This is a genomic window from Aquimarina aggregata (genome assembly GCF_001632745.1).
Classification (GTDB): domain Bacteria; phylum Bacteroidota; class Bacteroidia; order Flavobacteriales; family Flavobacteriaceae; genus Aquimarina; species Aquimarina aggregata.
The window spans coordinates 924,604-944,818 of record NZ_LQRT01000002.1; the positions used below are offsets into that span (position 1 = coordinate 924,604).

Here is a 20,215-nt window from a genome sequence, read left to right on the forward strand (position 1 = left end):
AGTTACATCCCTGATTATTAGTTAAAAAAGCACACGAAATTCTAGAATTTCGTGTGCTTTTTTAACTTTTTTAACGAAAAGCAAACGTTTTTAAATACATTCGTTACCGTATTATCAAATTAAAACTTAAGCACAATGAAAAGTCAAAACAGAAAAAAGAAAATAGAATTAAAAAAAATTAAAGTGTCTAAACTTACTCTTCCCTCATCAATACAAGGTGGAGGTAATCCCCTTGATACTTATGCACTAAATAAATGTGGTGGAACTGCTAGTGTATCTGAATGTACTGTTCAAGTAAAATAATCACTTATAAATCGCTTTATTTTTAACCTGAAAAATAACTATGAAAAAGAGCACAAATAAAAAATTAATCTTAAATAAAACTGAAATATCAAAACTTGAAAATTTAAATGCAATATCTGGGGGTATTAATTTTCGAAGTCTTGCAGGCTTAATTTGCGGAGGAACAGCTAGTTTTTTGGGAGAGTCTGGATGCATAAATGACATCAAATAGATCAATCAAAAAAAGAGGCTGGATTCTTCACTATAAAAAATAAATTTAAAACATCATAATGAAAAAACAACCAAATAAAAAACTAGCACTTAAAAAGGTTAAAGTATCACAACTAGAAAATTTAAATACTATATCTGGGGGATATATACCTTTTCATACGATAAGAGGAATATTTTGCGGAACAGCGAGTATTACATGTGTGCATAATGAGGAATAAAATACTATGTTAATTAGCTTTAAATTTTACTAAAACAAATTGATTGTATTTACGGTCAATTATTAAACTGCTATTGAAGAGGCACACATATTATCTTGAATAAGTTGTCCATTCTTTAACACAATTACCCTATCTGCCATAGCAATGGTATCAGGTCGATGCGCAATAATGACACGAGTAATATTTAACGTTTTTACAGTATCATTTACTACCGACTCTAATCCAACATCAAGATGTGAAGTTGCTTCATCTAAAAACAATATTTTAGGTTTTTTGTATAAGGCTCTTGCCAATAATAAACGCTGTTTTTGTCCCCCAGATAAACTACTACCCATATCCCCTATCAAAGTGTGATACCCCATAGGCATAGTTATAACATCTTGGTGTATTGCGGCCATTTGTGCACATTGTTCTATCCAAGATTGATCAAACTCTGGATCAAAAAAACATATATTATCTGCTATACTTCCTGATAATAATTGATCATTTTGCATCACGGTACCAATTAAATTTCGATATGTTCTTAAACCAACTTTTCTTATATCATATCCGTCTATAAATACATTACCAGTTTCTGGTTTCAGTAACCCTAACATCAATTTCATCATCGTTGTTTTTCCGCAACCTGAAGCGCCTACAATCGCAACCGAACTTCCTTTTTTTATGCTAAAATTAAGATCTTTAAATAAATATGGTTCATTATCCGAATATCGAAAACTAATATTCTCTAGACTAAGTTCACCTTTTACATCATGTAATTGTCTGTGACTATCTATATCTTTTTCTTTATGTGTTAAAATGATGTCTCCTAAACGCTCCATATGTAATGACAACATCTTAAACTGTATAAACTTATTGACTAAGGCTGAAGTCTTTTCTGTGAATTGTCGTTTATAAGACATAAAAGCATATAACATCCCAATAGTCATTAAACTATCCATTACTAAAGAGGCAGCCAAGTAAATCACAATAATATTTTCTAAACCAAATAAGAAGCCGTTTATAAAGTTATATCCCAAATCTAATTTCCCTATTCGGATACTAGTATTCATAGCATCTGCATAATAGTTATGCCATATGGTTTGACGTTGACTTTCATTACCGAATAACTTAATACTTTGTATTCCTCGAACAGTTTCCATAAAATTAGAATTCTGTTTAGCATCTGCTACAATAGCCTCTTCTTTTAATTGCCTGTATGGGTGATATAGTGCCAGCCTTACAATAATATAAAGTATAACGGCTCCTAATACGATAAAACCCAATGTAATATTATATATAAACATCATTACCAGAAGTCCAATCGCCATGATACCATCAACAATGGTCTCTATAAGCCCTGTGGTTAATAATTGTTTTACATCTTCTAAAGATCCAAACCTCGAAATGATATCTCCTATATGTCTCTTTTCAAAATATTCCAAAGGTAACTTTAATAAATGCCGTAATAGATTTGCAGCCATTTGGATATTAAGTTGTGTACCCATATATAATATTACTACACCTCGCAATGCCGTTACTGCTAAATTGACAAGTTTCATAAGACCAAACCCCAATGCTAATACGATAAGTAAATCTAGATCTCGACTTATAATAACATCATCGACAACCAACTGCATATAAAATGGTGTTGCAATGGCAAATAGTTGTAATAATATGGATAAAACTAGGATTTGTATAAGTACTCTTTTCAAGCCTGTAATTCTAGTCCAAAAATCAGATAATCTTGCTTTTTTAGCTATTTTTTTAGGCTTAAAATCTGGTGTGGGTGTTAATTCTAAAGCTACTCCTGTAAAATGTTTAGATACTTCTTCTAATTTTAGAGTTCTTAGACCAACCGCAGGATCATGTATGGTTATTTTATTGCCTTTTACAGATTTTAGCACCACAAAATGATTCAAATCCCAATGTAGAATGCATGGTTTTTTTAATTGTGAGAGTTCTTCTAATTCTAATCGTAATGGTCTAGAGCTAAGCTGTAAACCATCTGCTAATTTTATAAGCCCTTGCAAAGTGGCTCCTTTAGATGAGATTGAATATTTTCTTCTTAAAGCATTTAGGTCTAATTTATGACCATAATAATTAGCTACCATAGCTATAGAAGCTAAACCACATTCTGCAACCTCAGTTTGTATAATTACTGGTAACCTTTTACCCCAACCGTACTGTAATAAATGAATAGGATTCTGCATAAATTATAATTTTCCTTTTAAACTATAAATAGGTTCTAACAACCATTGTCCCAAACTGCGTTCTTCTAAAATAATATCTGCTACAACAGACATTCCTGATTGCAGAGGCACCCTTTTGCCATACGCATTTATAGCTTGCATATCTAATGCAACTTTTATTCGATATACTGGTTCTTGTGAAGCAATTGGTATTACAACTTCATTAGGTGATATAACCGCTTCTGCTATTTGAATGATTTTTCCTTTATATAAACCATATCGTTGGTATGGAAATGCATCATAACGCATTAATACTTCTTGGTTTTTCTTAATAAAACCAATCGCTCTCGATGGTAAAAACAGTTCTGCGTGCATAACTGTATTTTCGGGAATAATTGTTAGTATGGGAACTGCCGGAGAAACATTTTGTCCGATAGTGATTTGTGATGAGGTCACTCTTCCATTCACAGGAGCTTTAATGATATAAGAACGACTGTTTTTTAGTTCTATCAACCGTTCTTCTAATTGTGCATATTGATGTTGCAATTCTTGCAGACGATTGTTTTTTCGTAAAGGAGATTGCTCTAACTGCTTTTCTGTATTGGCTATTTCTGTTTTCTTTTGTATTCTAAATCTTTTTGTTGCATCTAGTGATGCTTTACTATTATAATATGCATTCCTCTTTGAGTTTAATATATCTTCAGAAATCAACCCTTTTTTCATTAGTTTTATATATTTATCCCACTCTTCTTTTAATAATTTTAATTCTTCTTGTTGACTTTTTATTTGCCTCGTGATTTGATAATATTCACTCTTATGATTTGATAAAACGACCGATAAACGGTTACCTTCACTATCAAGTACTAATATTTCGTCATCTATGCGTTGGGTTAAATTTGTTTTCTGTGTTTCTAGCCTTATTATTAACTGTTGATTGATACTTATACTATCTTTTGAACCTCGTTCTGTAGTAACTTCTAATAAATTCTGCCCTTTAGTTACTTTAGAACCATCGATAGTATGTTTTTGATCTATGATTCCATTAAACGGAGCATATACGCGCACTACTCCTTTATCTGGCACTAAATAACCCGCCACAGTCTCGCGGCGGGCAAACTTACCAAATACTAAAAATAAACTGACTATAGCAACCAATAACACCATAGCGAACGTAAAAATCCAAAAAGATATAGGTCTTATAAGTAAAACATCCCCTAATAATCTTTGGGTATTATTTTCTATTGCTTCTTTACGAAATAATGGTGAACTCATGACTTACTATATTTAATTTATTGCATTTGTTCTTGGGTTGGTAAACACACCAAATTACTTTTAGTAATATTACAATCTGGAGTACATGATCCATGATATCCTCCTTGTATTTTTTTTAATTGAAGTTTTGAAATTATGTTCTTCTTAAGATTTAATTTTACTATTTTTTTATTTTTCATGATTATTGTTTTTATACTATTTCAACAAAAAAAGATAAAGGCCCTATTAACAGGGCCTTTAATTATTAATTATTCTTCACTAAGGGCACCAACAGCGGCACCTATTGCAGCTCCCAAAATAACACCTATTGGCCCAAATGCAGCTCCTATACGTGCACCATTTATAGCACCTGTTCCTGCATCTCCACCATTTACTTCTTGAACTTCTTCAATTTTTAAATCTCTCATGTTTGTAAATTTTAATGTTTTACTTAATTTTTCTTAGACCAGATCAAGCCACCAAATAATAAAATGATAACTTAAGAAAAATCTGGTTTTATTTTTCTTTTGGTTTACTAGAAGTAATAGCTGCTCCACCAAATCCAGAGCATCCTGCCAATCCAAGACTAAAAGCAGCAGCAGATCCTAAACCTGCAGTTCCAAAAAACAAGACTGCACCTCCCAAAATAGCTGCTGTACAACTTATTCCAGCACCATGGCTAGCATTAATTCCTCCATTTATTCTATTTACTTCTTCAATTTTTAAATTTCTCATCTTATTGTTTTTAATTTTTAACTTATTTTTATTGCTGCCCATATTAAACAACCGGCTTTAGCTACGTTAAGACCAGGAACAGCCCAACCAAAGAGTGAGGTAGTACCTACTGCTAAACAAGCACCATCTGCGAAATCTGCCAAATCCCCGCCGTTTACTTCTTGTACTTCCTCAAATTTTAAATCTCTCATTTTTGTAAAATTTAATTGTTAAACTTATTTTCTATCAAAGCGCTTTGACATCAACAAACATAACAGAACAACCAACTGTATTGCAACAGTTTGCATGAGGTATTCTAGAATTTCGACCGATATTCCAGAATTTCGTTTTGTTTTAATAAGAATTTATCAAGGAGATTTGATTGTTTACCCTTAGGACAATTATATTTGGTTTTGTAGTTAACCGTTTTGAATATTTACTGCTTGTTAATAAATTTAAATCAATGAATTTTGATAGATAACCGATAAAACAATAAAATAAAATTTCAAGTTCTAATTATTAAATATTAAAAGGAGTAAACCAGGTAACAAACCCTAATAAGTGGGCTTTAAAAAGTCAAAATATTAATAGACTTTTGATTATTTATCTTAAATAAAGTTTTTGAGTTTAGTATAGCAAAAAAACGTCTAAACTAGGTTTAGACGTTTTCAACTCAAACTCTCAAAAAAGTAATACCCTCACAAATCAGCTAAAAATGTGTGATCAAAAAATTATTGAGAATCACTTCACTTATTTTTTATTTTTCGACATGCACGCAAACAACACAACTCATAGGTGTTTGTGAATATTGACATGCAAGTCCTTGGGTTCCATTTCCACATCCATTTGGATTAGCTGTAGGAAGATTCGGAGATGTAAATACTAAATTGCCTCCTTTAATCGTGTCTAACTTTGCTATGTCTACTTTTTTTAAACTTAATGTTTTTTTACTTTTCATTGTATTAGATTTTGTTATACATTATTTGTGATCAAAACGCTATATGATGGCAAACATAGTATCATAATCAGGTGTTCAACAAAATGTTATTTTAAGAATTCTAGAATTTCGATCGATATTCAAGAATTTCGACTAATTACTCACAAAAAAAATCGTCTAAAACTAGTTTCAAACGATTTAACCTAACTAACAGTATCCTAAACCTATTATATTGGTGGACATTTAGTAAAAAAATGATTTTTATTTAATCTTATTGATTACACATATATCTAAACTTTCTGGATATATACATCCTTGATTAGTACTTGTTGTTGTAAGATGATCACAAATAGAATTAATTGTTGTAACTGTTGGCAGAGGTAAAGGTCCAAGATTTCCTGCTTTAATAGAATCTAGTTGTGCAATATTCATTTTTTTTAGATATAGCTTCTTTTTATTCTTCATAATATTAAATCATTAGTTAACGAATACGATTTGAATTATACAAACGTAAGTCTATGAAGAAATTAAATGCAACTAGTTATATTGAATATTCAAGAATTTCGATCGATTTTCTAGAATTCCGATGTACTTAGAAAGTAAATCACCACTTTTGAGAAAAAACCATTTTTAAACTAGCCTATTAAAAGGCACTCATCCCATTTCGTATCAAAAGGAGCTAAATATGATATCATTGATAATCCTATTCCTGCAATACCTTCTAATAGATCTACAGATGGTTTCCAATTATTATCTTTTTGTCCTCCTCTCCACATCATATATCCAGCATATCCTTCAGTATGGATAGCGAGCTCAAGTGACTTTTCTGCCCAGAAATCTGCGGTTTCCTTGAAAACAACTTCATTTGTTGTTTTGTACAAGTAATGATAAATATGCATGATTCCATATGCTCCATGGCATAAACCGGCATCCATAACTCCTGCTTCATCAATATCCCTTCTTTTGGTAGAATATTTTAATGCACTTAAGGCTCCATTATAAAGTTTGGTATCATTTAATTGCTTTCCCACACGTAATAAAGATAATCCTATTCCTAAGTCACCGTAACACCATGCTAGTCTAGAACCAGATTCATCAGCGTTTTCTTTGACTACCCAATTAGGAAAAGTGGCTGTTAACGTTGTATCCTTATTTTTACAGCTTAAAATATAGTGTGAAGCATTTTTTAATAATTCTTTTACATCATCGTAAAACTCACTATGTTCTGCAATTCTTGATAAAAAGTTGATATTACTGGACATACCATGAGACAAACTTAAATTGCATCCCATTGTACCTTCATCTTTTATCAACTCTGTTTCCCACCATACATTATCGTCTTTATTTAAAGATGAGTTTTTTAAGGCATTAATCAATAGGTCTAAATACTCTTTATATGCTTTTTTTGATTCTGAATTTGTTACATTTTGATATCGTTTTAAAAAGTAATAACCATATCCCATAGCACCGTGTAAAAAATCGTAATTTTCTGTTTCAATATCTGCTTTCATTGCCTGTAACAAATACGCATCAAGATCAGATGAAAGAAAGTCCTCATCTAATTCTACAAATTCTTCTTCTTTTAAAACTTCCAAGACCCAACAAGCACCAGCAATTCCGGTACAAAAAGTAGGATAAATAACTCCCTCATTAATCAAGTCTATTGCTCTTGTAATAGTTTCGGCCCCTTTATCCGCATGACTATCATCTTCTATATACTTTGAATAATAAAATTGAAATAATGCAACTCCCGAAATACCAGACAAAACTCCTATCTCCTTATTTTCATGAGCTTTTGCATCAATAATTTCGCTTATTTGTTTTAATTTCTTTTTAAATTCAATCTCAATATTCATCTAATATTTAGTATTTAATGTAGTTTTACTACTTAAGTCGATTATTATAAGGTATTTTTTATTTAGGTAAAGATAAAAAGCTATCTACACCATTAACAAATATACTTATCTAATTTCTAGAATTTCTCAAAAACCTTTACACAACAAATTATACAAAGTATTAAGTATTACAATCCACATCTAAAACTACCTATTGGTGAACCATCAGGTATTTTTGGAGAAGATAAAACCTTAAATTGATCAGGGTGTTCTAGAAAGTCATTTATTTGTTTGATGTAATAATTTTTATATGATTTCATTTGTGGATCCCCTATTGACAACCCATTTAGATACTCTTTGATCTCTATAATTTTCATGTAAGATATGGCATTAACCTGAGGATACGTATTTTTATTGATATTAAGAGATATCAAATGTTTTAACATATTATTTCTTATAATATTTTGAATTTCTTTATGATAATTATTTTTTGTTTTAGTCTTAAAAGTAAGTGTAATCAATTCATCTAGTACTTCAATAAGCCCTAATTGATTTTGGTTAAGTGCTTTTTGTTGTATTAATCTAGATGCTCTTTCTGGATGTAATAACAAAGACAAAGTCATATCACTTGCGGTTGCTGCTGCACTTATGGCATCAAAACCTACTCCTGTTTTTCCTTTAAAAGATTCTCTTGTTCTATGGTATCCAAAGGCCCTAGGCGGAAATAACTTTAACTTATCCTCTGGTATAGCTAATGTTTCTGGCGTTAAGGTTTGTAGTATCTGTTTAAGTGCGTCTTTTTGTTTATTTGCCGCTACTATTTCTACAATATTTTGATCATCTCCTTTTATAGCATAGTTATAATTGAGTCCTCCTATAAGTTTCACAGCCGCTTCTGTTTGGTATCTATGAAAGAAATATAAAGGCACAAAAACGTCTTCTAAAACAGAGTAAGGTTCATTAGTCCTTATATTATCTATCGAAAAGTTACGAATTGCAGTTTCTCTAACTTTTAGTACGTTATCTAATTCTTGAGTAGCACTTTTACCATTATCCCATAAATGGGCTAATTCGTGTGCTCCTCCTTGTGGTCTTGCATCACTATCCGAAATAAAACGAAGACCAGATTGATATGCCTTATCTAAAATTTTATTTAACTCTTGTTTTTCATTAGTATTCTTTTCAAATTCTGAATAACTATATGCGACGGTAACTTTGTCCCAAGATCCGATTTTAGTATCATACGCATCTGAAATATCTATTTTACCATCTTTAAGTCTTATTGTCGGATGTGGGTAATCCATAACCGATGCTCTACCACTTGTGCTAGCGGCAAAATTATGAGCAAAACCTATTGTGTGTCCTACTTCATGAGCAGATAATTGACGAATACGTGCTAAAGCCATACCGAGCATGGGGTCGTATGCTTCATCATTATCTTTAAAAGGTTGGTTTAAAAGAGCTTGAGCTATCAAAAAATCCTGGCGTATCCTTAAACTACCTAAACTAACATGTCCCTTAAGTATTTCGCCAGTTCTTGGATCTACTACACTAGCACCATAACTCCATCCTCTTGTAGAACGATGAACCCATTGAATTACATTATATCTTAAATCCATAGGGTCCGCATCTGGTGGCAACATTTTGACCTGAAAAGCATCTTTAAAACCAATTGCTTCGTACGCTTGATTCCACCATCTTGCTCCTTCTAGCAGTGCAGTTCGAACAGGTTCGGGTGTTCCCGGGTCTAAATAATAAATAATTGGCTCTTTAGCTTCGCTTATTTCTTTTGTAGGATCTTTCTTCTCTAATCTATGTCTAATACTGTATCGTTTCATTATCGGTTCCTGAACCGGAGTTGCATAATCCATATAGGATATATAGATACTTCCGCCACGAGGATCAAATTCTCTTTTCTTGTAACCGTCATCTGGTAGCTCGACAAATGAGTGATGTTGTATAACAGTTAATAATTGAGAATTGGGCGCTACAGAACCAATAGTATCCCCTTTTGGTATTCCTTTATATGTTATTAATGCTTCAAACTCTATATTTTTAGGAAAAGCTTTAGTCCTATCCATACTTAAGGCACTTTTGGACTTATCAATACTGTATGTTCCTTCTTTTTGATTTTTTAATCTATTTATAATGCCATGAGTATCTTGTAATAAGAATGGGGTTAAATCAATAATAAATTTTCCTGATTTTTCTTCCTTGATCGGAAAACCAAATAAAACTGATTTGGCAAAAGCCTGTTCTACGCTTCTCTTTTCTAATGAATTATCTGTAATAGCTCTATACCTTTGATTGGGTTGTACTAATAATAATTTATTTCCTGCACGCTGAAATTTAACAACAACACCATCTCCTATTTGCCCTCTATCTAAACCTATATCATTCGATCCTAGACCTGTAGCCAAAGAATGTACGTACAAAAATTCAGAATCAAGATTATCAACTTCTAAATAAATTTCGTCTTTATCTTCACTATAATAAAAATTAAAGTAGCCCTTGTTAAGAAGTAAATCTTTTTGTTTTTCTAAAAACTGAGCATTAAGTATTTGTGTAAAAATAAAGAGTAAACAAGTAATATAAATTTTCATGAAGGATGATTTATGTGATAAGGTTGATAAAAGTATGAAAGCTATAAAATAATGCCAAAAATATTTCCTTCTGAACTGTTAAATCCTATTTTTGCAAGAAATATATATAACTATGATTACTACCGAGACTTTGCTTGATCTCAGAAAGCGCCTGGTTGCGTTAAGGAGGTATCTTTGACATTGATGCCAAGCTTATTGAAATAGCGAATCAGGAAGAAAAAACTTATGCTCCTGATTTTTGGGATAATGCCCAAGAAGCCGAAAACCTTATGCGTACTCTAAATGCTGAAAAAAAATGGGTTTCGGATTACGAAAAAGCAGATTCTTTAGTTGAAGACCTTGAAGTGCTTTACGAATTTTATAAAGAAGGTGACGCTACAGAAACAGAAGTATCTGAACGCTATGAAGAAACTAAATCTCTAATCGAAGATTTAGAATTCAAAAACATGCTTAGTGATGAGGGAGATAATATGAGTGCCGTGCTTCAAATAACGGCAGGTGCTGGTGGTACCGAAAGCTGTGATTGGGCCAGTATGCTTATGCGTATGTACTTGATGTGGGCAGAAAAACAAGGATATAAAGTAAAAGAACTGAACTATCAAGGTGGTGATGTTGCCGGAATAAAAACGGTTACTTTAGAAATCGAAGGTGAATATGCCTTTGGCTGGCTTAAAGGTGAAAATGGCGTACATCGCTTGGTTAGAATTTCTCCTTTTGATAGCAATGCAAAAAGGCATACCTCTTTTGCTTCAATTTATGTGTACCCATTAGCTGACGATAGTATTGAAATCGATATCAATCCAGCAGATTATGAAATTATCACATCAAGATCTAGTGGTGCAGGGGGACAAAATGTAAATAAAGTAGAAACCAAAGTACAACTTACCCACTTCCCTACTGGTATTCAAATTTCATGTTCTGATACTCGTTCACAACAAGAAAATAGAATCAAAGCGCTACAAATGCTTAAATCACAATTATTTGAAATAGAACTTCAAAAACAAAGAGCGCAACGTGATGAGATCGAAGCTTCTAAAATGAAGATCGAGTGGGGTTCTCAGATTAGAAATTATGTGATGCATCCTTATAAACTTGTAAAAGATGTTAGAACAGCAGAAGAAACTGGAAATGTAGATGCTGTTATGGATGGAAGTATCGACAAATTTCTAAAGGCCTACTTAATGATGATGGGGCAAAAACAAGAAGATTAATTTGATACAAAAGTGTAATAATACAAATCACTATGACCACAATTTATCACAACCCAAGATGTAGTAAATCAAGAGAAACACTTGCATTACTTGAAGAACAAAAAGAAGATGTAACTATTATAAAATATTTAGATACTCCTATTACTAAAGATATTTTAATAGAACTTATAGATCTTTTAGGTATTCCTCCTATCGACTTGGTTAGAAAAAATGAAACAATATGGAAGGAAAAGTATAAAAACGAAAAATTAAGTGATGATGAAATAATTAATGCAATGCTTAACCATCCAAAACTTATTGAAAGACCTATAGTAGTTAAAGGAAATAAAGCAATTTTAGGGAGGCCACCACAACAGGTTATTACTATTCTTTAATTTTAAAAAAAAATCTTTCTGCATTAAACCATTTATAAAATAAGTAGTCTAACATAAGCAATGTATACTCAGGTATACATTGCTTATTTTAATTGTAAAACATTTAACAGGCTATTAACCGCTATCAATAAAGGCCTTTAATACTTTTGGCCGACATATATTTTATATAATGAAGAAATTTTTATTCGTTCTATCTCTTTTTGTTTTGTATACCATTCAAGCACAACAAAGAAATTTTCCTACTGGTCCCATAAATATTAAAGGCATAATTCTAGACCAGGACACTAACACTCCTTTAGAATATGCAACACTGTCTTTTTTTAACCCAAGATTACAAAAAGTAGTAACGGGTGGTATAACAGATGGTAATGGACAGTTTAATATAGAAATCGATGCTGGTGTATATGATATTTCTATCGAATATATTTCTTTTGAGACTAAAAAAATATCTAAACAAAAATTATTTAAAAATACAGATTTAGGAACAATTACACTTGCATTAGATAGAGAATCTCTTGATGATGTGGTAGTAATTGCTGAAAAAACTACAGTAGAAGTTAGATTAGATAAAAAAATCTACAATGTTGGTAAGGACCTTACTGTGAGCGGAGGAACAGTAAGTGATGTACTTGATAATGTTCCTTCTGTTTCTGTAGATGTAGAGGGTAATGTAGCGCTTCGTGGCAATGATAATGTTCGAATTTTAATTAACGGTAAGCCATCTGGATTAGTAGGACTAAACAGTACAGATGCGCTACGACAATTACCTGCCGAATCTATAGAAAGAGTTGAAGTCATTACCTCTCCTTCGGCCCGTTATGATGCTGAAGGTACAGCAGGAATTTTAAACATAATTTTACGAAGAAGTAAATTACAAGGATTAAATGGTGCCATAACTATAAACAGCGGTTATCCCTTAAGAGCAGGTATATCAGGAAATATTAATTATAGAACAGGAGATTTTAATTTTTTCACAACTTCAGGATATAATTATAGAGAAATTCCGGGTAATTCATTGTCCGAAACACGGTTTTTAAATATTGACGATAATGGCCTAGATAACCCCGATACTTTCTTAAACGAAAAACGTGATTTTGATAGAATTCGTAAAGGACTAAACACAAATTTTGGAGTAGAATGGTATATTAATGATAGTTCCTCTTTAACCACTTCATTTTTATTTCGATCAAGTGACAATGAAAGTAACACTACAAATATTATCTCAGAACCTGACGCCAATGGTACAATTTTAAGTCAAAATATAAGATTTGACCCAGAAATTGAAGATGATGTCACAAAACAATTTTCTTTAAACTATACCAAAAATTTTAATACTAGTGGTCATAAGTTAACATTTGACTTTCAAAAAGAAAAAAGTAATGAAGAAGAAGATTCAAGAATAACACAAGACAATCAAAGTGCTATCGAACTTGTAAACACAAATGAAGATCAGGATAGAATATTATTACAAGCTGATTATGTGCTACCTCTTAAAAAGAAGTCGCAGTTTGAGTTAGGTTATCGTGGCAATTTTAATACTCTTGATACAGATTATCTTGTTCAAATTGAAGATAACGGAATTATAACTACAGATACTGATTTATCAAATACACTACTATACAAAGAATATGTAAATGCAGTTTACTCTCAATATGGTAGTAAAACCGGTAAGCTTTCATACTTGCTGGGGTTAAGAATAGAAAGTACAAGAATCACAATAGATCAGCAAACTACTAATGACTTAAGCAAAAAGAACTATACAGATGTATTTCCAACAGTTAATCTTGGATTAGAAATCTCTGAAAAACAAAGTATAACTCTTGGATACAATAGAAGAATTAGAAGACCTAGATCAAGATTTATTAATCCTTTCCCATCAAGGTCAAGTGCTACAAATTTATTTCAAGGTAATCCTGATTTAGATCCTAGTTATGCTAATACATTTGATTTAGGCTACCTGCACAAGTTTGGAAAACTAACTTTAAATAGCTCTGTATATTACAATAGATCAACTCAAGTTTTTAACTTTATTTCTGAAGATACTGGGGATACCGCTACAATAGGAGTTGATGAAAACGATGTCCCTGTTATTGTACCAGTTATACGTAGAACTCCTATTAATTTAACTAGTGCAGATCGATATGGTTTTGAATTCACCCTAATTTATAACCCTAGTAGAAAATGGAGAATAAATGGCAATTTTAATGCATTTCAAAACAATGTTAGAGGAGAAAATAATGGAGAGAGTCTAGATGCAGATAATTTTAGTTGGTTTGCGAGATTAAATAATAAAATTACTTTGCCAGCAAAAATTGATTGGCAAACCAGTATTTTTTATCGAGGTCCAAATGAGAATGCTCAAACCAAAAGCGATGGAATTTTTAGTACTACTCTTGCCTTTAGCAAAGATTTGTTTAAAGAAAAGGCTTCTGTTACTTTTAATGTAAACGATGTATTTAATTCTAGAAAACGAATGAGTACCGCAACTACATCTACGTTTATATCAGATAGTGAATTTCAATGGAGAGAGCGTAGCTTTAACCTATCGTTCACGTATAGATTCAATCAAAAGAAGAAAAAGAAGCGACCTCAACGAGATCTTAATGGACAAGATGATTTTGAAGGTTAGTATAGCTATAAAAGAGAATAAAAAAAGGGAGTCAATAAGACTCCCTTTTATATATTTTGATTTCGTTATGCCTATTTATCTTTACGCTTTGATTCTCTCCACATTTTAAAGTTTTCAATATTAGCTCCAATAATCCAATAAGGAACTACAAAAGTTAATAAAAAGATCATCAACCAAAATCCTATTGTAAGGATAGTTAAAAAAGCTAAAAAACCAAGATATTGATCAAATTCGAACATAACGATAATATAATTTTCAATTTTGACAAAGATAATAAGTCTTATGTACATGTCATAACATAAATATCATTTATTTTTAAATTGGCTTTTTCTTAAAAAATTTATATCTCAAAAATTAGCTTCTTTATTCCGAAATAGCGGTTCAAATGCTTAAATTTGCCCTTCAAAAAAAACAAATCATCACAAGTTATGCAATATAGAATAGAGAAGGATACCATGGGCGAGGTTAAAGTGCCATCAGATAAGCTATGGGGTGCACAGACAGAGCGGTCAAGAAATAATTTTAAAATAGGTGCTCCAGCATCAATGCCATTAGAAGTTGTTTATGGTTTTGCATATCTTAAAAAATCTGCAGCATATACCAATTGTGAATTAGGAGTATTACCTATAGAGAAAAGAGATCTTATTGCACAAGTATGCGATGAAATTCTAGAAGGAAAACATGACGATCAATTTCCTTTAGTAATCTGGCAAACAGGTTCGGGAACACAAAGTAACATGAACCTAAATGAAGTTATTGCAAATAGAGCACATCAATTAGCAGGTAATACTATAGGAGAAGGAGAAAAAACATTACAACCTAATGATGATGTAAATAAATCTCAATCTTCAAATGACACGTTTCCGACAGGAATGCATATTGCGGCTTACAAGAAAATTGTAGAAGTAACAATCCCTGGAGTTTTACAATTAAGAAATACGCTTGATAATAAATCTAAAGAATTTAAAGACGTTGTAAAAATTGGACGTACGCACTTTATGGATGCTACTCCCCTTACTATAGGTCAAGAATTGTCTGGATATGTATCTCAGTTAGATCATGGTATAAAAGCATTAGAAAACACATTACCTCATATGGCAGAACTTGCTCTAGGAGGAACTGCTGTAGGTACAGGACTTAACACTCCGAAAGGTTATGCTAAAAGAGTATCAGAATTTATCGCTCAATTTACAAGTCTTCCATTTATTACTGCCGAAAATAAATTTGAAGCTTTAGCGGCACACGATGCATTTGTAGAAACTCATGGTGCATTAAAACAATTAGCGGTTTCATTAAATAAAATAGGAAATGATATTCGTATGTTAGCTTCTGGACCAAGGAGTGGTATCGGAGAATTAATTATACCAGCAAATGAACCAGGGAGTTCTATTATGCCAGGAAAAGTTAATCCTACACAATGTGAAGCATTAACAATGGTTTGTGCACAAGTTCTAGGTAACGATGTTGCAATTAATGTTGGCGGCATGCAAGGACATTTTGAATTGAATGTTTTTAAACCTGTAATGGCAGCAAATCTATTACAAAGTGCTCAATTAATTGGTGATGCATGTGTATCTTTTGATGAGCATTGTGCTAAAGGTATTGAACCTAACCAGAAAAGAATTACAGAGTTGCTAAATAATTCTTTAATGTTAGTGACTGCGTTAAACACAAAAATTGGATATTATAAAGCGGCCGAAATTGCAAATACTGCTCACAAAAACGGTACTACCTTAAAACATGAGGCAGTTGCTCTTGGATACGTTACTGAAGAAGAATTTGACCAATGGGTAAAACCAGAAGACATGGTTGGTGCATTGAAGTAAAAAATAACCTTCTTTTAAAAAATATAAAAAAAGCCTCATCAAATTTGATGAGGCTTTTTTCTTCCCTTTAATAATTAGTTTTATAATTCCCCCAAATGATAAAACTGATTACTTACTCTAATTGTTAATATTTTTATCTATGAATAGCGTGGCTTGAAGCCTTAGGTAATTCTTTAACAAATTCTAAAATAAAACGAAAATTAATGCCTAGTAAATTCATGATGTTTATGTGTAAAAATTGGTTCATATTTTGTTTTTTAATTCTGATGTAAAGATATTGTGAAGGTACAAACCTCACAAGGGGGAAAAACCCCAAACTTTAAAGATATATTTCCCCCCTAAGTAAAACTATCTATGAATTGCATGGCTACAAGCCTTAGGCAGTTCTTTAAGAAAATCTAAAATAAATCTGAAGTTGACACCTAATATTTTCATAATTGTAGATTTTTTACATTGATACTTTATTTAAAAGCAAGCTTATTAATTTATACAAAATTATGTAATGAGTCTAGATTATAAAATAAGAGGAACTACGTATATTTATTCCTAACTTATACTATAATATAAATTTTATACTCTTTTTATAATTTTAGGTAACCTCCTGGCTTTATTAGTATTTACAAACAAAAACGTTAATTCGCTTAATAATTGATGATATTATTATAGTTTCTTTACTATAAATTTAATATTATTGATAAATTTATATCAATGAAATTTATTATCGGTATTGCTATTGCCTTACTTTGTGTGTCTTCTTCGGTTACTTCAAACACCTATATAGGAAAATGGAAAATTACTGGAGGTTCTATTATCGAAATTTACAAAGAAGGAGATCACTTCTACGGAAAGATTGATAAACGAGCAGAAAAACCATTATCTAATTTTAATGGTTTGGATAATAAAAACCCTAAAAAAGAACTTCAAAATCGACCTTTATTAGGAATGGTCATTTTAGATAACCTTAGCTATCAAGATGGTGTACTATCAGGAGGCACAATATACAATGCTGATAGTGGGAAAAGTTATGCTGTAAAAGTTTGGATTAATCAAGATGACACTAACTTATGTTATATAAGAGCATATAAAAGCATCCTATTCAAAACATTTAAGGCGGTTAGAGTTATAAATTAGCTTATTTTCAAACCCTTATTATTTATTAAAAAAACAAACAATGTTTATTTTTTAAGCTTATTAAATCCCGAATTCTTATCTACCAAATATTATGTAAAAAGGCCTATAATTAAAAAACTCTTAAATTTGTAGATGCCTCTTTTCTAAAATAACATGTTCTTAATCAAATCTTTATTGTTAAAAAACATAATACAATCTAATTTTTAACCGTAAATAAACAACAACATGAAAATTTTGAAAAAAGTAATTATTGCACTGATTGGAATTATTATTATTGCACTTGTTGCAGCCATTTTTGTTTCTAAAGAGGTTGTCTATGAAAAAACAATTCGTATCAATGCACCTATTGATGTAGTATGGGAACATGTAAATAGTTTATCTGATTTAGATGCATGGAGCCCCTGGAATGAATATGATCCTAATATGAAAAAAGAATTGACTGGCACAGATGGCGCTATTGGAGCAAAAGCTAGTTGGGATAGTGACGTTGAAGAAGTTGGGAAAGGTAGCCAAACCATTGCCAAAATTGAGGTTCCTAATCTTCTTGAAACTGACCTTAAATTTTACGAACCTTATGAAAGTGAAGCCAAAGGGTATATTAAATTAAAAAAAGATAGTAATGCAACTGAAGTTACTTGGGGTTTTGAAAGTGAAATGTCTTACCCTTTTAATCTCATGAATCTTTTTACTGATATGGAGTCATTGATGGGTAAGGATTGGAATAAGGGATTAGAAAAACTGAAGAATCTATGTGAAAACTAGGATGTAAAATAGGATTCAATACTAAATTTAATATAATAAAAAGCACAGTTAACTCTGTTAACTGTGCTTTCTATTTAAACCATCTATTACTTCTATTTAAACTTCAGTAAGTTCTAGTGTAGCACCTATTTCTATTTTTGATAATGCTTGTTCGAGATCCCATATTAGATCCTTAGCATTCTCTACTCCTATCGACAATCTCACTAATTGATCTGTAATATTCATCTGTTGCATCTGTCCTAGATCAACTCCTGCATGTGTCATTGTTTTAGGATGCTCTGCTAAACTTTCTGTTCCTCCTAGACTTACAGCAAGTTTCATTAGCTTTAAATTATTCAAAAAAGCAAATGCTTCTTTCTCTCCTCCTACAATATCAAAAGATACCATTGCGCCTGGCGCAGAACACTGTTTTTTGTATATTATATGTGCTTCTGTACCTTCTTCTAATAATCCTAAATAATATACATTTTCAACCTTAGAGTGATTATTAAGATAGTTAGCAACAACCTGAGCATTTTGAGTTTGTTGATCCATTCGTATTTTCAATGTTTCTAAACTCCTTAATAATAACCATGCTGTGTGTGGGCTTACCATATTACCCAAGAAAGTACGTAATGTTTTTACACGTATCATCAATTCTGCATTTCCAAGAACAGCACCAGCAATCAAATCACTATGTCCTCCAATATATTTGGTTGCAGAATACATCACCAAATCTGCACCACATTGTAATGGGTGTTGCCATAATGGCCCCATATAGGTATTATCTACTGCTACCAAAACTTTTTTCTCGTCTGTACTAAATTGTTTCGCGATTTGGCTAAAACTTTCAATATCAACTATATCATTGGTTGGATTGGCTGGAGTTTCCATAAAAATCATGGCTAATTTATCTGCTTTACCAGAATCTTTAATCATTTGAGTAACCTCATCCATTCTCTGGTCCGGCATCACTCCTATGGTATGTACTCCTATTTTATCTAAAAAATGATGTATAAAATGATCTGTACCCCCATACAAAGGGTTACTATACACTAATAGATCACCTGGTTTTAAAAACTCTAACAATACTGTACTAATTGCAGACATACCACTTTCAAAGACTGCGCAATCATCAGCTTTGTCCCAAAGACAAAGTCTATTTTCTAATATTTCAAGATTAGGGTTGTTAATTCTACTATATATAAGTCCTAATTCTTCTTTAGGAGATTTTTCTCTTAACCCATATGCTAATTCAAAAAAAGCTTTTCCTTCTTCTGCTGTTTTAAAAACAAAAGTAGATGTTTGAAATATTGGACATTTTATCGCTCCTTCAGATAATTCTGGTTTATAACCATACGTCATCATTAAACTCTCTGGATTAAAATCGTGTTCTTTCATATGTCTTTTTGTTATAGAAGTTATTTAGAAAAAAATTGATGTATTATATACTATCATTGATTATTTTTCACTTCATAAAAATACTTATCAAAGAATTAAAAACCATAAAAACATATATTTTTAGAATTATTTTAGTTTAAATTTATTTTTAAAGAATATTATTCTATTTTAGTTTAAATTATTAATTTATTTTAGAAAAATAATATGGATAAGATAGATCGGTCAATTGTATATTTACTTCAGAAAGACGGAAAAATTACAATTAAAGAAATTGCAGAAAGACTTAATTTAACAACTACTCCAATTTTTGAGCGAGTTAAGAAATTAGAACGTGAAGGCTATATTAAGTCATATAAAGCCATACTTGATCGTAAAAAAATAGGCCTGCAATTGATGGTATTTTGTAATGTAACGTTAAACCTTCACCAAACAGATTATTTAAAAAAATTCGAAAAAGATATTCAACAATTTCCAGAAGTCGTAGAATGTTATCACGTTGCCGGGATGTTTGATTATTTGATTAAAATCTATGCTGAAGATATGGAGCGTTATCAAGACTTTTTATCCAATAAACTTGCTTCATTAGAAAATATTTCTAAAGTCCAAAGTTCATTTGTAATGACCGAAGTAAAAGATTCTACCTACTTACCTATTCCATAA

The 20,215-nt window shown here is 31.4% G+C and carries 20 protein-coding genes; 10 read left to right on the forward strand and 10 right to left on the reverse strand.

The genetic code is table 11. From position 1 onward, the window contains the following. Positions 1–135 precede the first annotated feature (135 nt). From AWE51_RS26375 to AWE51_RS26385, 3 genes are read left to right on the forward strand one after another with little or no spacing between them, the layout of a single operon-like run. Entirely contained in the window at positions 136–303 is a 168-nt protein-coding gene (locus tag AWE51_RS26375) for a hypothetical protein (RefSeq protein WP_157766026.1), read from the forward strand. Between the two features lie 40 nt (positions 304–343). Further along, the gene (locus AWE51_RS26380) at positions 344–514 is read left to right on the forward strand and encodes a hypothetical protein (protein WP_157766027.1); all 171 of its coding nucleotides are present in this window, start codon (positions 344–346) and stop codon (positions 512–514) included. Between the two features lie 58 nt (positions 515–572). Beyond that, positions 573–731, forward strand: a complete 159-nt coding sequence (locus AWE51_RS26385; RefSeq protein ID WP_157766028.1) for a hypothetical protein — start codon at positions 573–575, stop codon at positions 729–731. 62 nt (positions 732–793) lie between these two features. On the opposite strand, the gene AWE51_RS05840 is transcribed toward AWE51_RS26385, so the two are convergent. The 9 genes from AWE51_RS05840 to AWE51_RS05865 form a co-directional block, all read right to left on the reverse strand. Continuing rightward, entirely contained in the window at positions 794–2,923 is a 2,130-nt protein-coding gene (locus tag AWE51_RS05840) for a peptidase domain-containing ABC transporter (RefSeq protein ID WP_066310785.1), read from the reverse strand. Positions 2,924–2,926: 3 nt separating this feature from the next. Next, positions 2,927–4,174: an HlyD family secretion protein gene (locus tag AWE51_RS05845; RefSeq protein WP_066310788.1), complete on the reverse strand. Its 1,248-nt coding sequence runs from the start codon at positions 4,172–4,174 to the stop codon at positions 2,927–2,929. 248 nt (positions 4,175–4,422) lie between these two features. Continuing rightward, positions 4,423–4,581 (reverse strand): Blp family class II bacteriocin, encoded by a 159-nt coding sequence (locus AWE51_RS26075; RefSeq protein ID WP_082832322.1) that lies wholly within the window; start codon positions 4,579–4,581, stop codon positions 4,423–4,425. An 88-nt stretch (positions 4,582–4,669) separates the two neighbouring features. Beyond that, positions 4,670–4,888 (reverse strand): hypothetical protein, encoded by a 219-nt coding sequence (locus AWE51_RS05850; RefSeq protein ID WP_066310789.1) that lies wholly within the window; start codon positions 4,886–4,888, stop codon positions 4,670–4,672. A 17-nt stretch (positions 4,889–4,905) separates the two neighbouring features. Then, the gene (locus tag AWE51_RS26390) at positions 4,906–5,079 is read right to left on the reverse strand and encodes a hypothetical protein (RefSeq protein WP_157766029.1); all 174 of its coding nucleotides are present in this window, start codon (positions 5,077–5,079) and stop codon (positions 4,906–4,908) included. Between the two features lie 545 nt (positions 5,080–5,624). Further along, positions 5,625–5,825 (reverse strand): hypothetical protein, encoded by a 201-nt coding sequence (locus tag AWE51_RS05855; protein ID WP_066310792.1) that lies wholly within the window; start codon positions 5,823–5,825, stop codon positions 5,625–5,627. Positions 5,826–6,065: 240 nt separating this feature from the next. Next, on the reverse strand, positions 6,066–6,269 hold the full coding sequence (locus AWE51_RS26395) for a hypothetical protein (protein ID WP_157766030.1): 204 nt from the start codon (positions 6,267–6,269) through the stop codon (positions 6,066–6,068). A 170-nt stretch (positions 6,270–6,439) separates the two neighbouring features. Beyond that, positions 6,440–7,660 carry a lanthionine synthetase C family protein gene (locus AWE51_RS05860; RefSeq protein ID WP_066310795.1) on the reverse strand — a complete coding sequence of 407 codons (1,221 nt, stop codon included), beginning with the start codon at positions 7,658–7,660 and terminating at the stop codon, positions 6,440–6,442. Between the two features lie 167 nt (positions 7,661–7,827). Continuing rightward, positions 7,828–10,242, reverse strand: coding sequence for a zinc-dependent metalloprotease (locus AWE51_RS05865; protein WP_066310797.1), 2,415 nt, complete (start codon positions 10,240–10,242; stop codon positions 7,828–7,830). A gap of 112 nt (positions 10,243–10,354) precedes the next feature. On the opposite strand from AWE51_RS05865, the gene prfB reads away from it, so the two are divergent. The 6 genes from prfB to AWE51_RS05895 all read left to right on the forward strand — a co-directional run bounded on the left by prfB (position 10,355) and on the right by AWE51_RS05895 (position 18,175). Beyond that, positions 10,355–11,453, forward strand: a protein-coding gene (prfB, locus tag AWE51_RS05870; protein WP_099098763.1) for a peptide chain release factor 2 whose coding sequence is annotated in 2 segments (ribosomal slippage) — positions 10,355–10,417 and positions 10,419–11,453 — 1,098 coding nt in all. Because the reading frame shifts where the segments join, the coding sequence is not laid out codon by codon here. 32 nt (positions 11,454–11,485) lie between these two features. Next, complete coding sequence (arsC, locus tag AWE51_RS05875) at positions 11,486–11,827, forward strand: arsenate reductase (glutaredoxin) (RefSeq protein ID WP_066310802.1); 342 nt, start codon at positions 11,486–11,488, stop codon at positions 11,825–11,827. A 169-nt stretch (positions 11,828–11,996) separates the two neighbouring features. Beyond that, entirely contained in the window at positions 11,997–14,456 is a 2,460-nt protein-coding gene (locus AWE51_RS05880; RefSeq protein WP_066310805.1) for a TonB-dependent receptor domain-containing protein, read from the forward strand. Positions 14,457–14,884: 428 nt separating this feature from the next. Next, positions 14,885–16,282, forward strand: coding sequence for a class II fumarate hydratase (gene fumC / locus AWE51_RS05885; RefSeq protein WP_066310809.1), 1,398 nt, complete (start codon positions 14,885–14,887; stop codon positions 16,280–16,282). A gap of 708 nt (positions 16,283–16,990) precedes the next feature. Next, positions 16,991–17,413 (forward strand): DUF2147 domain-containing protein, encoded by a 423-nt coding sequence (locus AWE51_RS05890; RefSeq protein ID WP_066310810.1) that lies wholly within the window; start codon positions 16,991–16,993, stop codon positions 17,411–17,413. A gap of 225 nt (positions 17,414–17,638) precedes the next feature. Beyond that, positions 17,639–18,175 carry an SRPBCC family protein gene (locus tag AWE51_RS05895; RefSeq protein ID WP_066310812.1) on the forward strand — a complete coding sequence of 179 codons (537 nt, stop codon included), beginning with the start codon at positions 17,639–17,641 and terminating at the stop codon, positions 18,173–18,175. 96 nt (positions 18,176–18,271) lie between these two features. On the opposite strand, the gene AWE51_RS05900 is transcribed toward AWE51_RS05895, so the two are convergent. Then, positions 18,272–19,579, reverse strand: coding sequence for a cystathionine gamma-synthase family protein (locus AWE51_RS05900; RefSeq protein ID WP_317041822.1), 1,308 nt, complete (start codon positions 19,577–19,579; stop codon positions 18,272–18,274). Between the two features lie 180 nt (positions 19,580–19,759). Between AWE51_RS05900 and AWE51_RS05905 the strand changes: the two genes are divergently transcribed. Next, on the forward strand, positions 19,760–20,215 hold the full coding sequence (locus AWE51_RS05905) for an Lrp/AsnC family transcriptional regulator (protein ID WP_066310817.1): 456 nt from the start codon (positions 19,760–19,762) through the stop codon (positions 20,213–20,215).